15 protein-coding genes are annotated in these 16396 nt (G+C 39.2%); all 15 read left to right on the top strand.

The window, feature by feature from the left end; all coding sequences use genetic code 11:
- The first annotated feature begins 3 nt into the window (after window positions 1-3).
- The 15 genes from QFZ31_RS07165 to QFZ31_RS07095 all read left to right on the top strand — a co-directional run bounded on the left by QFZ31_RS07165 (window position 4) and on the right by QFZ31_RS07095 (window position 16384).
- Window positions 4-1581: a phytoene desaturase family protein gene (locus QFZ31_RS07165; RefSeq protein WP_307302033.1), complete on the top strand. Its 1578-nt coding sequence runs from the start codon at window positions 4-6 to the stop codon at window positions 1579-1581.
- A 357-nt stretch (window positions 1582-1938) separates the two neighbouring features.
- Entirely contained in the window at window positions 1939-2508 is a 570-nt protein-coding gene (locus QFZ31_RS07160; protein ID WP_307302032.1) for a CBO0543 family protein, read from the top strand.
- A gap of 439 nt (window positions 2509-2947) precedes the next feature.
- The gene (locus QFZ31_RS07155) at window positions 2948-4150 is read left to right on the top strand and encodes an acyl-CoA dehydrogenase family protein (RefSeq protein ID WP_307302031.1); all 1203 of its coding nucleotides are present in this window, start codon (window positions 2948-2950) and stop codon (window positions 4148-4150) included.
- A 27-nt stretch (window positions 4151-4177) separates the two neighbouring features.
- Window positions 4178-5152 carry a catechol 2,3-dioxygenase gene (locus QFZ31_RS07150; RefSeq protein WP_373459832.1) on the top strand — a complete coding sequence of 325 codons (975 nt, stop codon included), beginning with the start codon at window positions 4178-4180 and terminating at the stop codon, window positions 5150-5152.
- Window positions 5153-5305: 153 nt separating this feature from the next.
- Window positions 5306-6124: an alpha/beta fold hydrolase gene (locus QFZ31_RS07145; RefSeq protein WP_307302027.1), complete on the top strand. Its 819-nt coding sequence runs from the start codon at window positions 5306-5308 to the stop codon at window positions 6122-6124.
- A 349-nt stretch (window positions 6125-6473) separates the two neighbouring features.
- A complete protein-coding gene (locus tag QFZ31_RS07140) occupies window positions 6474-6941 on the top strand; it encodes a flavin reductase family protein (protein ID WP_307302026.1) in 468 nt (155 codons plus the stop codon).
- A gap of 30 nt (window positions 6942-6971) precedes the next feature.
- Window positions 6972-7820 carry an FAD synthetase family protein gene (locus QFZ31_RS07135; RefSeq protein ID WP_307302024.1) on the top strand — a complete coding sequence of 283 codons (849 nt, stop codon included), beginning with the start codon at window positions 6972-6974 and terminating at the stop codon, window positions 7818-7820.
- Complete coding sequence (locus tag QFZ31_RS07130; protein ID WP_307302022.1) at window positions 7789-8580, top strand: 2-keto-4-pentenoate hydratase; 792 nt, start codon at window positions 7789-7791, stop codon at window positions 8578-8580. The genes QFZ31_RS07135 and QFZ31_RS07130 overlap by 32 nt, the downstream gene beginning before the upstream one ends.
- Window positions 8581-9165: 585 nt before the next feature.
- Window positions 9166-9903: a GntR family transcriptional regulator gene (locus QFZ31_RS07125; protein ID WP_307302020.1), complete on the top strand. Its 738-nt coding sequence runs from the start codon at window positions 9166-9168 to the stop codon at window positions 9901-9903.
- Window positions 9904-9987: 84 nt separating this feature from the next.
- A complete protein-coding gene (locus QFZ31_RS07120; protein ID WP_307302018.1) occupies window positions 9988-10830 on the top strand; it encodes a fructoselysine 6-kinase in 843 nt (280 codons plus the stop codon).
- 111 nt (window positions 10831-10941) lie between these two features.
- On the top strand, window positions 10942-12237 hold the full coding sequence (locus QFZ31_RS07115; RefSeq protein WP_307302017.1) for an ABC transporter substrate-binding protein: 1296 nt from the start codon (window positions 10942-10944) through the stop codon (window positions 12235-12237).
- 77 nt (window positions 12238-12314) lie between these two features.
- The gene (locus QFZ31_RS07110; RefSeq protein ID WP_307302016.1) at window positions 12315-13202 is read left to right on the top strand and encodes a carbohydrate ABC transporter permease; all 888 of its coding nucleotides are present in this window, start codon (window positions 12315-12317) and stop codon (window positions 13200-13202) included.
- Between the two features lie 4 nt (window positions 13203-13206).
- Complete coding sequence (locus QFZ31_RS07105; protein ID WP_307302015.1) at window positions 13207-14109, top strand: carbohydrate ABC transporter permease; 903 nt, start codon at window positions 13207-13209, stop codon at window positions 14107-14109.
- A 173-nt stretch (window positions 14110-14282) separates the two neighbouring features.
- Window positions 14283-15116: a TIM barrel protein gene (locus QFZ31_RS07100; RefSeq protein WP_307302014.1), complete on the top strand. Its 834-nt coding sequence runs from the start codon at window positions 14283-14285 to the stop codon at window positions 15114-15116.
- Window positions 15117-15163: 47 nt separating this feature from the next.
- Window positions 15164-16384 (top strand): MDR family MFS transporter, encoded by a 1221-nt coding sequence (locus QFZ31_RS07095; protein WP_307302012.1) that lies wholly within the window; start codon window positions 15164-15166, stop codon window positions 16382-16384.
- Window positions 16385-16396 lie beyond the last annotated feature (12 nt).

Here is a 16396-nt window from a genome sequence, read left to right as displayed (position 1 = left end):
ATGATGGATAAATTTGATGTAATTATGATTGGCAGCGGCCATAATGCGTTAATCACGGCTGCCTATTTAACACGAGCCGGGAGAAGTGTATTAGTTTTAGAAAAAAATGACCGTCCAGGAGGATTTCTGCGCACAGAGGAGCTGACATTGCCAGATTTCAAACATGATGTCTATGCTGCTGCTCATCCTCTTTTTACTACCGGACCTGCGTACGCAGATTTAAAAGAAGACTTAGAAGCGCGCGGGCTACGCTATTTAAATACAAACCTGCCGACGGGCGTTTCGATGGAAGATGGACGAACAGCGGTCCTTCCTTCTTCATTTGAGGATTTAATTGCTGAGGCGGAACGGTTGGCACCTGGTGACGGCAAAGCGCTGGCAGCCATGTTTGAACAGTTGAATCCTTTTGTAAACGATGTTTTTGGATTATTTAACATGGATCTTTCCAGTCCTGAAGCTGCACCTATCATCCAGCGTTTACTTCATCACGAGGGCGGCGTGGGTTATTCACCATTTGCAGCATCGCTTGTTTCAACAGCCCGTAATACGGTAAGTTCGCTTCAGTCACCTGTGACGAGGGCGATGCTTGCTTCTTGGGTTACTCATCTTGGCCGCACACCAGATGAGGTAGGTAGTGGAATTTGGGTGCCGCTTACCGTGATGGCATTGATGGGCGGCGGAATGCCAACACCGGAGGGCGGCAGTGAGAAGTTAGTTCATGCATTAGCTCAGCTGATTAAGGACAAAGGCGGGGAAATTCTTACAGAGACGAATGTCGAGCGGATTTTAGTGGAAAATGGCAGAGCAGTTGGCGTAAGGACCTCAAAGGGGAAAAAATATCGTGCCAATCAAGCGGTTGTGGCCTCCACCACACCTGATCAGCTGTATCTCTCTTTATTAGCCGATACGGAAATATCACCACCACTGCGTGCGCAAGCAAAACAGTATCGATACGGCAGAGGATGTGTGCAAATACATTTAGCTCTGAGTGAGCCGCCAAACTGGCCGGATAAGCGATTTAACCGTGTCGGTCAGCCACATCTAACAAATGGGCTAGACGGATTTACCTTAGCGATTGCCCAAGGAGCAGCTAATCTGCTTCCGTCAAACCCAACCTTTACCGTTGACTGTTCAACAAATCTTGATCCTACGCGGGCACCTGTAGGAAAGGCCATCATGCGTATTCAAGTCTTAGAAGTGCCTATCAGGCCAAGAGGGGATGCTGCAAATCTCATCGATGTGGGGGATGGGAGATGGTCGCGTGATTTGACAGAGCGTTTTACAGAACGCGTGCTAAACGTGGTCAGCAAGCATATACCAAACATCCCAAGCGCGATTATCGGCAAATACGTAGTCACACCAGACACCATTGCTAAATATAACCCGAATGCTGGTCCGGGAGATCCGTATGGCGGTGCACATGATTTAGGTCAGAGTTATCTTTTGAGACCATTACCAGGGCAGCCGGGCCATCAGACTGCAATTCCAAATGTGTATATGCTCGGGGCCGCAACTTGGCCTGGACATGGGATTAATGGAGGATCGGGTTATATAGTGGCTCAGAAACTATTAACACAATAAGACAGATTAACTTATGGAATAAAATCTGAGAAATTTACTTCGTACACAATATGACATCACACTTTTTCTAGCAATCAATATTTTAAAAGCAAAAGGGAAAATTCGGATTTAACTATAGGGTCTTGTCTATTGATATAAAGGGTTCCGTTTTTCGAGAGCTTTCTTAATAAATGACTCACGAATTGACGTATGAATTGGCATACGTCTTTTCGTTATTTATTATGGTTTAGCGGATTTTCATTAACTTTGACATACACTTCATTCTAGCCTCTGTTTTTGTTAAGAAACTCCATTACATAATTTAATGCTTAATTGAAAAAACTATATTACTACTATGTTATTGGAGGTGTATTGAAATTGGCATTTGATAAGGGACTCGCTCAATCAGAAAGAGCATATAATCAGTTAACTGAGGTCAGTTCCTTATTTGCAAAAATAGTGAAGGAAGAATTTCTCTCAACATGGCAATGGTGGTTTGGTCTCGCACTATTTATTGTACCATGGATTGTTTGGTTTAAACTCAGGAAGAAAGATAGCACGGGACGGCTCCTTTTAGGTGGCCTGCTGACTATAATATTATCACTTACAATAGATCTTGCTGCCTTATCTTTAGGGCTCTGGTCATATCCTATGGTAATTATCCCTCTAGCACCTTTTCTATTTTTGCCCTATCACTTTTCTTTAGCACCCGTTGCAGTAATGTTAGCGCTTCAAATTAAACCAAAAATGAATCCCTTGTTGAAGGGTATCATATTTTCTTCAATTGCGGCATTTGGAGGAATGAATTTCTTTAATGCCATCGACTTCTACAACCCTAAGGACTGGTCTACTCTATATGATTTTATTATTTTTTTAACTTTTTACTTTGCAGCTTATTCGGTTACAAAGATTGAGAACTATTCTAAATTTGATAAGGGAAAAGACTGAAAATGTATCAGGATTTAACAGGGTAAATAAATAAGTTCATCTAATTAAGATACTCGCCAATCATTTTGGCGAGTTTTGCTTTTGTATTTACCAATAACCATGTCAAAACGACAACCATTTTGGCACTTATTTTTAGAAAATCACCTCAAAACCGGCCCCCCTGCATTTAATGGACACGGCTTTTTCTTCGTTAATAAGAAAATTGGTCGTTTGATTCTTCTTTTTACAATAACAATTTAGCTTACATCCTTGCTCTTAAAATAGACATTCGCATTCCAATTAACTATAGAAAGAAAATATTTAATAGTAAATGTGTTAAAAACAATCTAAATTCAATATTTTCCGTATGTATATTTAAAATATTCGAAATATTATAATTCAAATCAGAAGCAGATGTTTTATAAGATTCGAAAACGTTTACTTAAGAGGAGGAAGGTATATGGCAGTTAATCTTTTAGAAGTTAAAAAGACTCCTAACAAAGAGGAACTTCTTAAAAGGGCAAAAGAAGTTGGATTATTGGCTGAAAAATACTCTTTAAAGGCGGATCAAGATTCAAAGCTTCCAGATGAAGTGATAGAAAAAATTAAAGAAGCTGGTTTTCATAAGCTAATGCGACCGAAAGCTTATGGTGGTCAATATTTGGATTACTTTACGTTTGGTGAAATTATCCGGACAATCGCCAATCATAGTGTCGCTGCTGCCTGGTTAAGTTACTTCTTTGTGATTCATGAAACCTGGGTTGCATTTTTGCCAAAAGAAAGCCGTGATGAATTATACAATCATGGTGGATTAATGGCAGACGTATTTGCTCCTGTCGGGAAAGTAACAGATGATGGCGAAGGCTATCGCCTATCAGGTCAATGGAACTTCTGCAGTGGCGTGCTTTGGAGTGATTGGATTGGTTTAGGTGCAATTGCCAAGTTAAAGGACGGCACAGAGCCGGAATATTGTATGTTTATTGTAAATAAAGAGGAAGCGGAAATTATCCATAACTGGGATGCCATGGGCTTGCGCGGCTCAGGAAGTAACGCGGTAAAAGTTGACAACGTTTACATTCCGCCGAACCGTATTTTCCATGCAACTCGTGTCATTAACGGTGCAGGTCCAGCAGATGGTAATTTTGATCCTGACTATCAATTATTCAAAGTACCATATATCCCATGGTTCTTAATGGGATTCCAATTTATTCAGATTGGCGGCGTTGAAAGACTGATTGAAATCTTTCAAGAAAAAACAGAAAACAGAATTCGCGTTTTCAACAATAATGCAAATGAAAAAGAAGCTGCTAGCAGCCAGCGCGTATTGGCAGAATTAAAACTACAATTAAGTGCTTTAAAAGGCTTAGCAAATGAATATTGTGAGAAGTTAACGTATTACGAGCAAAATGGCATGACAACATTGGATGAAGAAGAACGTGAAAAATTGTTTGGGATCCGTGGGCATATAGCGAAGACGTCTTCCGAGATGGCACTCCGTATTATACTCACGTTAGGAGGGAACTCCGTATTTAAAGGTCAGCCTACTGAATTATTTGTACGTGACCTTATGACAGCGGCTTCTCACCCGACGCACCATTACGAAGATGCAATGGCTTCATACGGCAAGTCAATCTTTGGCTTTAAAGGAAACCCAATTTGGTAAATTAAAACTTTGGAGGGAATGAAAATCATGAAAGAACCTATTTTTGATGTCGCACACTTAGCACATATTGAAATTTATAGTCCGAAAGTAGAAGAGTCTGTTTGGTTTTTTAAAGAAATTTTAGGGATGGAAGAATCGCACCGACAAGGTGATTCGGTTTATATGCGTGCTTACGAGGATTTTTATCATCATACATTGATCATTACCCAAAATGAGGAAGCGGGTCTTGGGCATGTTGCCTGGCGTGCCACTTCTCCGCAAGCGCTAGAGCGTCGTGTACGAGAAATTGAAGCGACAGGTTATGGACTAGGTTGGATTGAAGGCGATGTTGGACATGGACCAGCGTATCAATTTACAACACCAGATGGACATAAAATGGAAATTCTTTGGGAGGTTGACTATTTCAAACCGACTGAAGAGCAAGCAACACCACTTCTGAATCGTCCGCAAAAACGTCCACGTCGCGGTGTACCAGTACGTCGATTAGACCATGTGAATGTACTGGCAAAAGAAACAAATAAAAACGTTGAGTTTTTAGAAAATGCACTTGGATTTAAAGTGCGCGAACGAATTCTAAATGATGATAATACAGATGTTGCAGCATGGTTAAGTTCAAACTCATTAGTACATGAAGTGGCGATCATGGGAGACGCGTTAGCTGAAAAGGGAAGATTGCACCATATTTGCTACTGGTACGGGTATCCTCAACATTTAATGGATGTAAGTGAATTATTGGTGGAGCATGGCTATAAAATTGAAGCAGGACCTGGAAAGCACGGTGTTTCGCAGGCTTACTTCCTATATGTAATCGAACCTGGGGGCAATCGTGTTGAATTATTCGGAGACACAGGTTATCAAATTTTTGACCCAGCCTGGAAAACGGTTGAATGGAAAGGGAAAGATTTAGAGCATGCAATTATTTGGTACGGCTCTAACTTACCACAAGAGTTCTTCGAATATGGAACACCAGTGAAGAAAAAGGAAGTTGCACCAATAAAATAAACGTTGGTGTAGAGTTGAAGGCGAGCTTGTTGAAATGGCAAACATGGACTGCCAATAATGTACAAGCTCACAATGAATGGAAACAAAAAAGCCAGAGGAAGCTTTCCATAGTTTCCTCTATCTTTTTTTAATAGATGGAAGGAGCAATGCGTGATGACGATTCAATCAAAATATATGGATGTTAGTGGGATCAACACACACTATCATGAAGAAGGAACAGGTGCAGAAAAAATTATTTTAATACATGGTTCAGGACCTGGTGTATCTGCATTCGCAAACTGGCGCTTAATTATCCCGCGATTAAGTGAGTCCTACCATGTATTTGCACCAGATATTATTGGTTTTGGTAAGACAGATAAACTCCCCGATCACCAATATTCCGTTGCATTATGGGTACAACATTTAATTAGCTTTATAGAATCCGTGTCTGATGAGCCTGTTCACTTAGTTGGCAACTCTATGGGCGGCGCATTAGCACTCCATGTTGCCTATCAAAGACCGGACCTGGTGAAAAAATTAATTTTAATGGGCAGTGTCGGCATCAAGCACCAAATTTCAGAAGGGTTAGAACGTGTTTGGGGTTATGAGCCAAGTTTACAATCGATGCGCGAATTAATAGAATTATTTTCTTACGATGAAAAAGCAGCCAAAAATGAAGAATTAGTCCGTCTTCGCTATGAAGCTAGTATGGAGCCTGACGTGAAAGAGGCATTTTCGGCCATGTTCCCAGAGCCTCGCCAACAAAAACTAGACGAATTGGCGTTAAGTGATGAACAAATTCAAAGTATTGACGTCCAAACACTATTATTCCATGGCTTGAATGACAGAGTGATTCCAATTAAAGATACAAGCTATCGTCTTATTGAATTGCTTCCGCATGCAGAACTACATGTATTTAATGAGTGCGGGCATTGGACGCAAATCGAAAAAACCGAACCGTTCGTGGAGAATATATTAAGATTTATTTCATAAATCCACACGCAGTGGGTAATATCTATCTATCTACTATTATTAAGGCTCTGTTAAAACTGAATGTTGATTTCACAGTGTTTGGAAATAAGCGGAGAATTTCCGTTTATATTGGGAAATACTCATATTTCCTTAAAAATAGGCGGAGTTTTTCCGCTTATTGTATCCAAATCCTTGGATTTTGTCTTATTTAAAGCAGTTAACCGGAATATCTCCGCTTATATCTGCTTCTTAAGCTTCCTTTATATACAATAGCCGGAAATTCTCCGCCTATGAATTCTCAACCCTACACGAAAATCAACAATAAATAATAACAGTGCCATCATTAAAGAAATCTTAGGAGGCAATAGAAATGGATGATCGTCAATTTCGAACGGCAATGGGAAAATTCGCAACAGGGGTAACCGTAATTACTACAGAACTTGATGGAGAAATACATGGTATGACGGCAAATGCCTTCATGTCTGTATCCCTTGATCCCAAGCTTGTTGTCATTTCAATTGGAGAAAAAGCAAAAATCTTAAATAAGATCAAGGAAAGCAAGATCTTCACCGTGAATATTTTGGCTGCAGATCAACAAGAGCTATCAATGATTTTTGCCGGACAAATCAAGGAACCTCGTGACATTGTTTTTGATCGTCTCGATAGCAAACCTGTGTTAGCAGGGGCATGCGCACAGGTAGCTTGCGAAGTATCCACTGCGCATGTTGAAGGCGATCATACGTTGTTTATTGGAAAAGTAACAGATATTCACCTTGAGGAAAAAGAACCTCTTGTTTTCTTTAACGGAAAATATCGTAAATTGGCTGGTATAAACTGATTTCATTCTTGGAACATGAAAGGAGACTGTATGGAAACCATCTATTTGAATAAATGGAATTTGGCTGCTTATCAGGTCTTGGCAAGCACAAATGTTATGTCACTTGGATGTTTTGATGGTCTCCATCGTGGGCATGTAAAAGTGATACAATCCGCATTACAGGAAGCTAGGGAAAGAAGAGTAACACTTTCAGTCATGAGTTTCTATCCTCACCCGAAAACGGTCATCGGGGGAAAGACGTGTTTTCACTATTTAATGCCGCAGTCCGAAAAAGAAAAAAGGCTTCGTGAGCTAGGTGTTGATATTTTTTACCTTGTAGAGTTTGATAAAGACTTTGCCGGGTTGTCACCTCAAGCATTTGTTCAAGAATACCTCATCAAATTGGGTGTTATTCATGCAGTAGCGGGATATGACTTTTCATATGGAAGCCGCGGAGCAGGAAATATGAAAACATTGAAACAAGATTCCGATGATCGAATAGATGTAACTACCGTCGGCAAGGTGGAGTATAACGGGGAAAAAATCAGTTCGACTCGTATCAGACAACAACTGTTAGAAGGGAATGTCGAGGTGCTGTCTAATCTTATCGGACACCCTTACGAAATAAAATGTGTATGTACTGGTTCAATTTTTACACCCTATTCTAACTATACACTCCCTGCTCCTGGACGCTATGAAGTTACATTGAAAAATAAGCGAAACTCTATACGAACCGAAGTGGATGTAAACGAGTATTGCGTAATGCTTACGAGTAAAAAGCAGATTCCATCATGGCTTGAAGGAAGCATAACCATAGTCTGGATTCGGCAGATGAGGGCTGAAAGTGATCAAACGGGGGAATTATTTTATGAATTTACAACAAAAGAATCGAGTGCTTGAAGCTTATCAGCATTTACTTCAAGCAGAAAAAAACAAAAAGTCGGTTGCACCGCTTACGGATTTGTATTCTGATATTACGATTCATGACGCATACCGAATTCAAATGAATAGTATTAATCAGAAGGTTAAGGATGGACAAAAAGTAGTGGGTAAGAAAATCGGGTTAACTTCGTTTGCGATGCAGAAGCTATTAGGAGTGGACCAGCCTGATTACGGACATTTGATGGATAGTATGGAAGTTCCAAATGGCGGCACCATTCCGATGGAAACCCTTTTTAACCCTAAGGTAGAGGGAGAGCTCGCTTTTGTGTTGAAGAAGGACTTAATTGGGCCAGCTGTAACAGTAGAAGATGTCCTAGAGGCAACAGAATATATTGTTCCTTCTATTGAAATTGTTGACAGCCGTATTACCGATTGGAAAATTAAATTAGAAGATACAGTTGCAGATAATGCTTCTTGTGGACTTTTCGCTCTAGGAAGTCAAAGGTTCGACCCAAAGGGAATGGATTTACCGAAAATCGAAATGCGTCTTTATAAAAATGGTGAGTTCATGAATGAAGGGACAGGAGCTGATGTGTTAGGTCATCCAGCAACATGTGTTGCATGGCTGGCAAATAAGCTGGCAGACTACGATGTTACGTTAAAAGCTGGGGAAGTCATTCTATCTGGCGCCCTATCTGCGGCTGTTGCAGCTCAAAAGGGAGATGTCTTTACAGCTGAGTTTGGCCAGTTAGGAACAGTTAAGGTATCTTTTGGTTAAGCGACGAATGGTTACTATTAATATTGATAAAAGAATTTTAATTGCTCACAAATGCTTTTTGTGAGTATTTTTGTTTAGAAAGGTTTTGAAACGCCAGAGGAACTGTTCTTATGGTTCAATTATGATAACACTAAGTAATTTGGTGTATTACAACAGAGATTAGTCATCTCCAATATATTTAAATGTGTAAATATGTGTTTTCGTGAGATCAATGACTTCTAGGATAAATTTCTCTTGGGTTTCTTTGAAGACATAAAAGGCACTAGGGTAAAACCTTAGTGTTATTATTTTATATAAAATAATTTTCAAAAAAAATATTTTAAAAATTTAAGTTAAAACTTATTGACAAGTCTGAATATTTAAATTAATCTAAATACATAAAATATACTTCTCTTTTATCGATCAAATTTTGAAAACGCTTTATTTACAGGTTTATAAATATACTATTCATCTCTCTCATTTGTGTTTTTATTGTTTAAATCAATATTAAATGGTATATACCATATGGAGTTTGAAATTTGATTTTGGTAAAATAATACACAAGTGAATTATAAGGTTTATAGAAATCATTAGGAGAAATGGAAGATGAATAGAATGATAAGAGATGAGGAGACAGTCCCTTTTTATAAACAATTAAGAAATAAAATACTCGAAGATATTGAGAGCGGCAGGCTCAAGCACGGGGATAAGCTGCCATCTGAAAGGGAAATGGCCGAGCAGTATAAAATCAGCCGTATGACGGCCAGGCACACCCTGTCGGTATTAGAAAGAGAAGGGGTAGTTGAACGGCGAGTTGGCGCAGGTACTTTCATTACTAATAACAAAATTACTATGGACTTCGTTACCTTTAACAGTTTTACAAAAAACATGTTAAATAAAGGATTAACTCCCAGTACACAAATATTATCTATAAATGAGATGGAAACAACACACAAACTAGCACAAAAACTTCTTTTGTCCCAGGGAGAGATAGTAATAGCCCTTAAACGTCTGCGTTTTGTGAATGAGACCCCTATTTCTATTGAAGAATCGTATATTCCAAAAAAATACAGCACAGGTCTATCAAAAATAATAAAAGATAATGACTCGTTATATGAAATTTTAGAAAAAGAATATGGAGTCGTCCTTGTAAAGGCTACTGAATTTATGCAGGTTACTTTTTCTGATGAGACTGAAAGCAAACTGTTAAGAATTCGATCTGAGAGTCCATGTATTTTTCAGGAAACCGTAGCATTTGATAAAAATAATAAAGAAATTGAATTCTCCACCTCATTAACAAGAAGTGACATTGTTAAATTTTATTCTGAAACAAATCTGAAATAATATTTATTTCAGATTTAGATAAAATGGTATATACCAAATTACAGAAAATGGTATATACCAAATTTAAAAACAGGAGGGGAAATAATGAGGGTAATTGGAGTTGGCGATAATGTAGTAGATAAATATTTGTATAAAAAAACGATGTACCCAGGCGGGAATGCCTTAAACTTTGCCGTTTATGCAAAGCAGCTGGGGATTGATTCAGCCTATATGGGTGTGTTCGGAAATGACCGTGCAGCAGAACATATAGTGGAGACGTTAAAAAAGTTGGAAGTAGATATTTCTCATTGCCGTCACTACGAGGGTGAAAATGGATTTGCAGCAGTAGATTTAGTGGATGGGGACAGAGTTTTTATTGGGGGGAATGAGGGGGGAGTTCAAAAGGACAATCCGCTTGTTTTGACCCAGGAAGACCTGGAATATATAAAAACCTTTGAAATTGCCCACAGCAGCATCTATAGTGATATGGATTCAGAGTTACATAAGTTAAAAGAATTGGGGCTAATGGTGTCTTATGATTTTTCTAGCGATTATAACGATGGCCTGTTAAAAAAGAATTGTCAATATATTGATGTTAGTCTTTTATCCTGCGGTCAGTTGGATGAAAAGGCAGTAGAAAATCTATTAAAACAGGTTTATTCCTATGGCAGCAAATTGGTTATAGGGACAATGGGTTCAAGAGGTGCTCTTGTTTATGACGGCTCAGCCTATTACCGGCAAAAGCCGCACTTTATACAGCCTGTGGATACACTTGGTGCTGGGGATTCCTTTTTTACAAAGTTTATTCTGCATTATCTTGCGGGGAAAAAGGAAAATCCTGAGGGAGATCACGCTCACCTCCTAAAAAGCAGCTTAGAAGAAGGGGCGAAGTTCGCAGCGGAAACCTGCCTGGTTGATGGTGCTTTCGGTTACGGTATCCCATTTTAATTTCCTTTTACTAGAGGAAAAGAAATTTTAAAAAATAAATATCCGGGGGTGGAGTATTTCTAGAATATTTTTATCAAACATTCTTTGAAAAAAATAAGGAGGGTTAATGGAATGAAAATCAAAGCGAAACTTTTGTTAGTGGCAATGTTGGCACTTTCTCTTTTTGTGGCTGGATGTTCGAGCTCTTCATCCACTAATGAAGAAGAATCTGGAAAAGTTGTGTTAAAGTTTTTGCATAAGTGGCCTCAACCAGAATTTGCTCCCTATTTTGAAGAAGTGGTAAAAGAATTTGAAAAACAAAACCCTGATATAAAGATTAAAATGGAAGCGATTGCAGACGAACCAATTAAAGATAAACTACGTGTCATTCTAGGCGGAAATGAAGTTCCGGATATTATGTTTTCTTGGTCCGGGGAGTTCGCCCGGAAATTTGTCCGAGCCGATGCAGCCTTGGATTTAACACCATACCTGAATGAAGATGCAGCATGGAAGGATAGCTTTATCCCTGCTTCTCTTCAGCCATTCTCGGCAGATGGTAAAAATTACGGTATTCCATTACGATTTAACGGGAAATTCTTCATCTACAACAAGGAAATCTTTGAAAAATATAACCTAGAAGCCCCTAAAACGTGGGATGAATTTTTGGATGTTTTGGAAACGTTGAAAAAGGGCGGCGAAACTCCGATTATTCTTGGAAACCAAAGCCCATGGGCAGCGATACACTATTTAACAGGCTTGAACCAAAAGATGGTTTCACAGGATATAAGAATGAAAGACTATAATCCTGGTTCTGGAGAATTTACTGATTCAGGTTATGTTAAGGCAATGGAAATGTTCGCAGATTTAAATAAAAAAGGCTATCTTATGAAAGATGCTAACTCTAGTTCACATGATATGGCAAAGCAATTATTTTTTGCAGGAAAAGGGGCTATATTCTATGTAGAGTTAGAGGAATTCGCGGATGCGGATAAAAACATGAAAGGGAATTGGGGCTTCTTCCCAATGCCATCCATTGAAGATGGCAATGGCAGCCAAAACTATATTACAGGTGCGCCAGATGGATTTATCGTTTCCTCTAAAACAAAACACCCTGAAGAAGCGATTAAATTCTTAAAATTCCTAACAAGTAAAGAAAGCGCTTTAAAACTTGTAGAGCAAATTGGCTGGCCAAGCCCTATTGATGGGGCAACAAACCCAGATACTGCTTTAAAAGAAGTAGCAGAAGGTGTAGATTTCATGAAACAAGCTGAAGGTATGGCAGAATGGCTTGATACAGATGTACACGCAAAAGTAGCAGATGTGTATTTAACAAATATCCAGTTGCTTCTCGATGGTTCGAAGTCTCCTGAGGCTATTATTAAAGAGGTTCAAGATGTAGCGAAACAGGTACAAAGTGAAGTGGAATAACAAAAGTGGAAGACAATAAAAGAAAGAGAAAGGGTAGGCGGGCTAGCCTGCTTACCCCCTCTAGGGAGGGAGAAGGTATGACAAGAACATTTCGAAATAGACGCACTGCATTACTGTATATATTGCCAGCACTATTTCTAATCCTATCTTTGGTATTTCTTCCGATTGTGTTAAATCTTTATAATAGTTTATTTAGATGGAATTCCTTTGATCCAGGGAGAACATTTGTTGGTTTGGAATATTATATTAGGCTGTTTAAAGATCCTGTATTTTATACTGCGTTGAAAAACAATTCACTCTACGCCATTATTTCACTAGTGTTTCAGGTAGGCGGCGGGTTAATTATTGCCGCGATATTAGAAGATAAATTGATTAGAAGGTTTCAGCCATTTTTCCGAACAATCTTCTTTATTCCCTCTGTTATTTCCATAGCTGTAGTAGGGTTATTATGGCAGTTGCTTTATAATCCAGAAGTAGGTTTAGTCAATGGTGCATTGAAAGCTATTGGGCAGGCGGAATGGGCTCATTCCTGGCTAGGAGATAGTGAGGTTGCGATTTACGCAGTGGTTGCTGTTTCACAATGGCAGTACACAGGGTATATGGCTATGCTTTTTTTGATAGCTATGCAAAAAATTCCGTTTGAATATTATGAAGCCGCCATGATTGACGGAGCTTCTAGGATAAAAACATTTTTTAATATTACTGTCCCGCAGATCAAAGAAATGCTTCTGGTTGGATCGGTGATTACCGTTATTGGTGCGTTCAAGGTATTTGATGAAGTGTATATTATGACTTTCGGGGGACCAGGCAGGTCTACGGAAGTCTTAGGGACCATGCTATATCGATCTGCTTTCCGGAACGATGAAATGGGATATGCCTCCACCATTGGAACGATTGTTTTCGTCATCACTCTAACCCTTTCCTTAGTCCAATTAAAATTAGGAAAATCAGGACAGGAGGTGTAATAGAATGACTGCAAAGAGTAACCCGATTGTTAAAACAGAAAATGTCACGGAATTTAGAACGGGCAGCCCTAAACTTAGCATGACGATAAAGAATCGAATCTTCCAAAGTGCCGTCCTAGTATGGTTTAGTATTTTTGCATTGGTTATCATTTACCCGATCATTTGGCTCGGACTGAGCGGACTAAAATCAAATAGTGATTTTTTCCTTAACACATGGTCTCTGCCAGAAGAATGGATTTGGAGTAATTACAAAGCCGCGTGGGATGCAGGAATAGGACAGTTTTTCTTAAACAGCGTTTACGTAACGGTTGTCTCGGTCATTACGGTCTTATTGCTGGGATCAATGGCTGCCTATGGATTAAGCCGGTTTCAGTTTAAAGGTCAGAACCTGGTATTAATTCTAATCTTAAGTGGCTTAATGCTTGCCCCGCAAGTGAGCTTAATTCCTCTATATAAATTATTGCAGGGGCTTGGGCTTTATAATACGTATTGGGCATTAGTTCTACCTTATGTAGCGTTTCAATTACCTTTTTCGATCTTTTTAATGCGCTCTTACTTTTTATCGATTCCAAGAGAGTTAGAGGAGTCCGCGATTATCGATGGATGTAATACATGGAAGGTCTACCGTCATATTATTATTCCAATGGGGAAACCGATTATTGCTTCCTGTGCACTGTTAACAGGAATGAATGTCTGGAATGAGTTTATGTTTGCATTAGTCTTTGTAGAGGACTCCAGCCTCCGAACCATTCCTGTTGGACTTATGAATTTAAGGAGTCAGTTGAATACGAATTTCGGAATTCAGTTGGCAGGTTTGGCAATCTCTGCTCTGCCAATGATTATTGCTTATATCATCTTCCAAAAGCAATTTGTCCGCGGTTTAACAGCGGGCAGTGTAAAGGGGTAATAGCAACCGCAAGATTAGATGGAACTGAATAGGAAAGAAGGCGAACCTTCCTATTCGTTCCTGCAATTTTTTATTACCAATGGCAAGCTAATTGGTATATACCGATTTCCTTACAATATAAATGGTATATACCACACTGATGATGAAATTATTTTTTTAAAAGGAGGAATCCGATGGGATATATCAAGCGGTCTCAAATCACAGGGATGAACTTCCATTACTTACACTATCCTTTGGACTATTTTTTGGATGCCATGGTGAAATTCCAAGTAGAACAAATTGAATTATGGGGAGCAGCACCACACTTATATGTTGAAGATTTAACTATTCCGGAGATCAACCATATTAAAAGAGAGATTGATCATAGGGAGTTGAAAGTAGTCTGCTTTACTCCAGAACAGTGCATGTACTCTATTAATCTTGCGGCAAAGGAGAAGAACCTCCGCGAAAGGAGTATTGCCTATTTTAAAAAGTCAATCGATACTGCAGTGGAATTGGAAACACCTATGGTATTAGTAACAGCCGGCTGGGGGTACCGTAACGAAAGCAGGGAAGAAGCCTGGAAGAGAACAAAAGATTCGATCGAGCAGCTAACTTCTTATGCTGAAAAAAAGGAAATTGTTTTAGCGTTAGAGCCTTTACAAAAAATTGAATCCAACCTGATTAATACGTTACCAGACTTGAAAGAAATGCTAAATTCCATATCTTCGCCTTCTTTAAAAGGTATGGTGGATACCATCCCGCTTGCGGTGGAAGGTGAGAATTTAGCGGATTATTTTGAACAGCTGCAAAATGATTTGATTCATATTCACTTTATTGACGGCAATCCAACAGGACATTTAGCCTGGGGAGATGGCAGCCTGCCATTGGAAGACTATATTAACACCCTTGTTCATTATCAATATAACGGGGCGCTCACCCTAGAGTTTACTTCTTCACAATATTTATTAGATCCAAATAAAGCATTTGAAGCTTCTCTAAAAACCCTGTCACCATATTTCGAGTAATGGATTGTTGTTCTTAATTGGGATCCTGGTTATAAGGGGTTTTGCTTATGTCATTTTGGAGAAGTTATCCAAGGAATCTTAAAGTTTTACTTATTGCAATGTTCATTAATTCAACAGGAATGGCTTTTCTGTGGCCGCTTCACACCATATATATTACCCAAAGCATGGACAGGACGTTATCAGAGGCTGGTTTTGTCTTAATGTTTCATTCCGCAGCTGAAATTTTTGGCAGCTTCCTTGGCGGATATTTGTACGATCGGATTCGTGGGAAACGAACAATGCTCTTTGGAGTCATATCATCGGCATTACTGATTTTCTTTATATCAATTGGCCTGCCATGGCCCATCTATATCGTAGCGATGTTTCTCCTTGGACTTGGTATTGGAACCATATTTCCACCTATCTATGCACTTGCAGGTATTGTGTGGAAGAACGGCGGGGGAAAAAGCTTTAACCTAATTTATCTTGTTCTTAATCTTGGTGTAGCAATAGGGACAGCGTTAGGTGGAACCGTTGCCCAATTTTCGTTCCAATATGTCTTTTGGGTTAACGGAACAACCTATCTCATCTTTATTTTTGTGATCTGGTTCGGATTGAAAGAGCCAGAGCAAGTTCATGAATTAACGAATAGGAAAGGTCCTGTCAATAAGCTAAAAATAGAAAGGCGACATACCCTAAGCTTTTATTCTTTACTCATTCTTTGTTTAGGCTTTATGTTTTGCTGGGTCACCTATATCCAATGGCAAACCAGTATTTCAACCTATATGCATCAGCTAGGTTTTTCATTGTCAGCCTATAGTACACTGTGGACCATTAACGGCCTGCTCATTCTATGTGGTCAGCCATTGATTCAATGGCTGATGGTCCGATTAAATATAACAATGATGGTGCAGCTATTATGTGGTGTCACCATGTTTATGCTTACCTTCGCGGTACTTGCGAATAGTCAAGCATACGGAGGATTTGTAACAGCTATGGTGATTATCACGGTCGGGGAAATCCTTATATTTCCTGCAGTTCCAGCCATTTCAGATCGTTTAGCCCCTATTGATAAAAGAGGTATGTATCAAGGTTTGGTCAGTGGAGCAGCGAATGCAGGCAGAACAATTGGACCTTTGTTAGGCGGTTTATTTTACGATGGGTTTGGTCCATCAGTACTCTTGTACTCTTGTATTTTCATATGTGGATTCGCCTTGATTTGTTTTGGGACATATCAAAGGCTCCTAAATACACACCACGAAGCTAAGACAGTGAAGTTCAACAAGTAAAAGGAGGATTTA

Source organism: Neobacillus niacini (genome assembly GCF_030817595.1).
Taxonomy (GTDB): domain Bacteria; phylum Bacillota; class Bacilli; order Bacillales; family Cytobacillaceae; genus Neobacillus; species Neobacillus niacini_G.
The sequence above is the reverse complement of the archived record's forward strand: the minus strand, read 5'-3'. Positions and strand labels throughout refer to the sequence as shown.

Coding starts and splice junctions, on each gene's coding strand:
- QFZ31_RS07120 (WP_307302018.1), top strand. CDS start 9,988: ATGAGGGTAATTGGAGTTGGCGATAATGTAGTAGATAAATATTTGTAT.
- QFZ31_RS07110 (WP_307302016.1), top strand. CDS start 12,315: ATGACAAGAACATTTCGAAATAGACGCACTGCATTACTGTATATATTG.
- QFZ31_RS07165 (WP_307302033.1), top strand. CDS start 4: ATGGATAAATTTGATGTAATTATGATTGGCAGCGGCCATAATGCGTTA.
- QFZ31_RS07100 (WP_307302014.1), top strand. CDS start 14,283: ATGGGATATATCAAGCGGTCTCAAATCACAGGGATGAACTTCCATTAC.
- QFZ31_RS07155 (WP_307302031.1), top strand. CDS start 2,948: ATGGCAGTTAATCTTTTAGAAGTTAAAAAGACTCCTAACAAAGAGGAA.
- QFZ31_RS07125 (WP_307302020.1), top strand. CDS start 9,166: ATGAATAGAATGATAAGAGATGAGGAGACAGTCCCTTTTTATAAACAA.
- QFZ31_RS07105 (WP_307302015.1), top strand. CDS start 13,207: ATGACTGCAAAGAGTAACCCGATTGTTAAAACAGAAAATGTCACGGAA.
- QFZ31_RS07150 (WP_373459832.1), top strand. CDS start 4,178: ATGAAAGAACCTATTTTTGATGTCGCACACTTAGCACATATTGAAATT.
- QFZ31_RS07145 (WP_307302027.1), top strand. CDS start 5,306: ATGACGATTCAATCAAAATATATGGATGTTAGTGGGATCAACACACAC.
- QFZ31_RS07095 (WP_307302012.1), top strand. CDS start 15,164: ATGTCATTTTGGAGAAGTTATCCAAGGAATCTTAAAGTTTTACTTATT.
- QFZ31_RS07115 (WP_307302017.1), top strand. CDS start 10,942: ATGAAAATCAAAGCGAAACTTTTGTTAGTGGCAATGTTGGCACTTTCT.
- QFZ31_RS07130 (WP_307302022.1), top strand. CDS start 7,789: ATGAATTTACAACAAAAGAATCGAGTGCTTGAAGCTTATCAGCATTTA.
- QFZ31_RS07140 (WP_307302026.1), top strand. CDS start 6,474: ATGGATGATCGTCAATTTCGAACGGCAATGGGAAAATTCGCAACAGGG.
- QFZ31_RS07135 (WP_307302024.1), top strand. CDS start 6,972: ATGGAAACCATCTATTTGAATAAATGGAATTTGGCTGCTTATCAGGTC.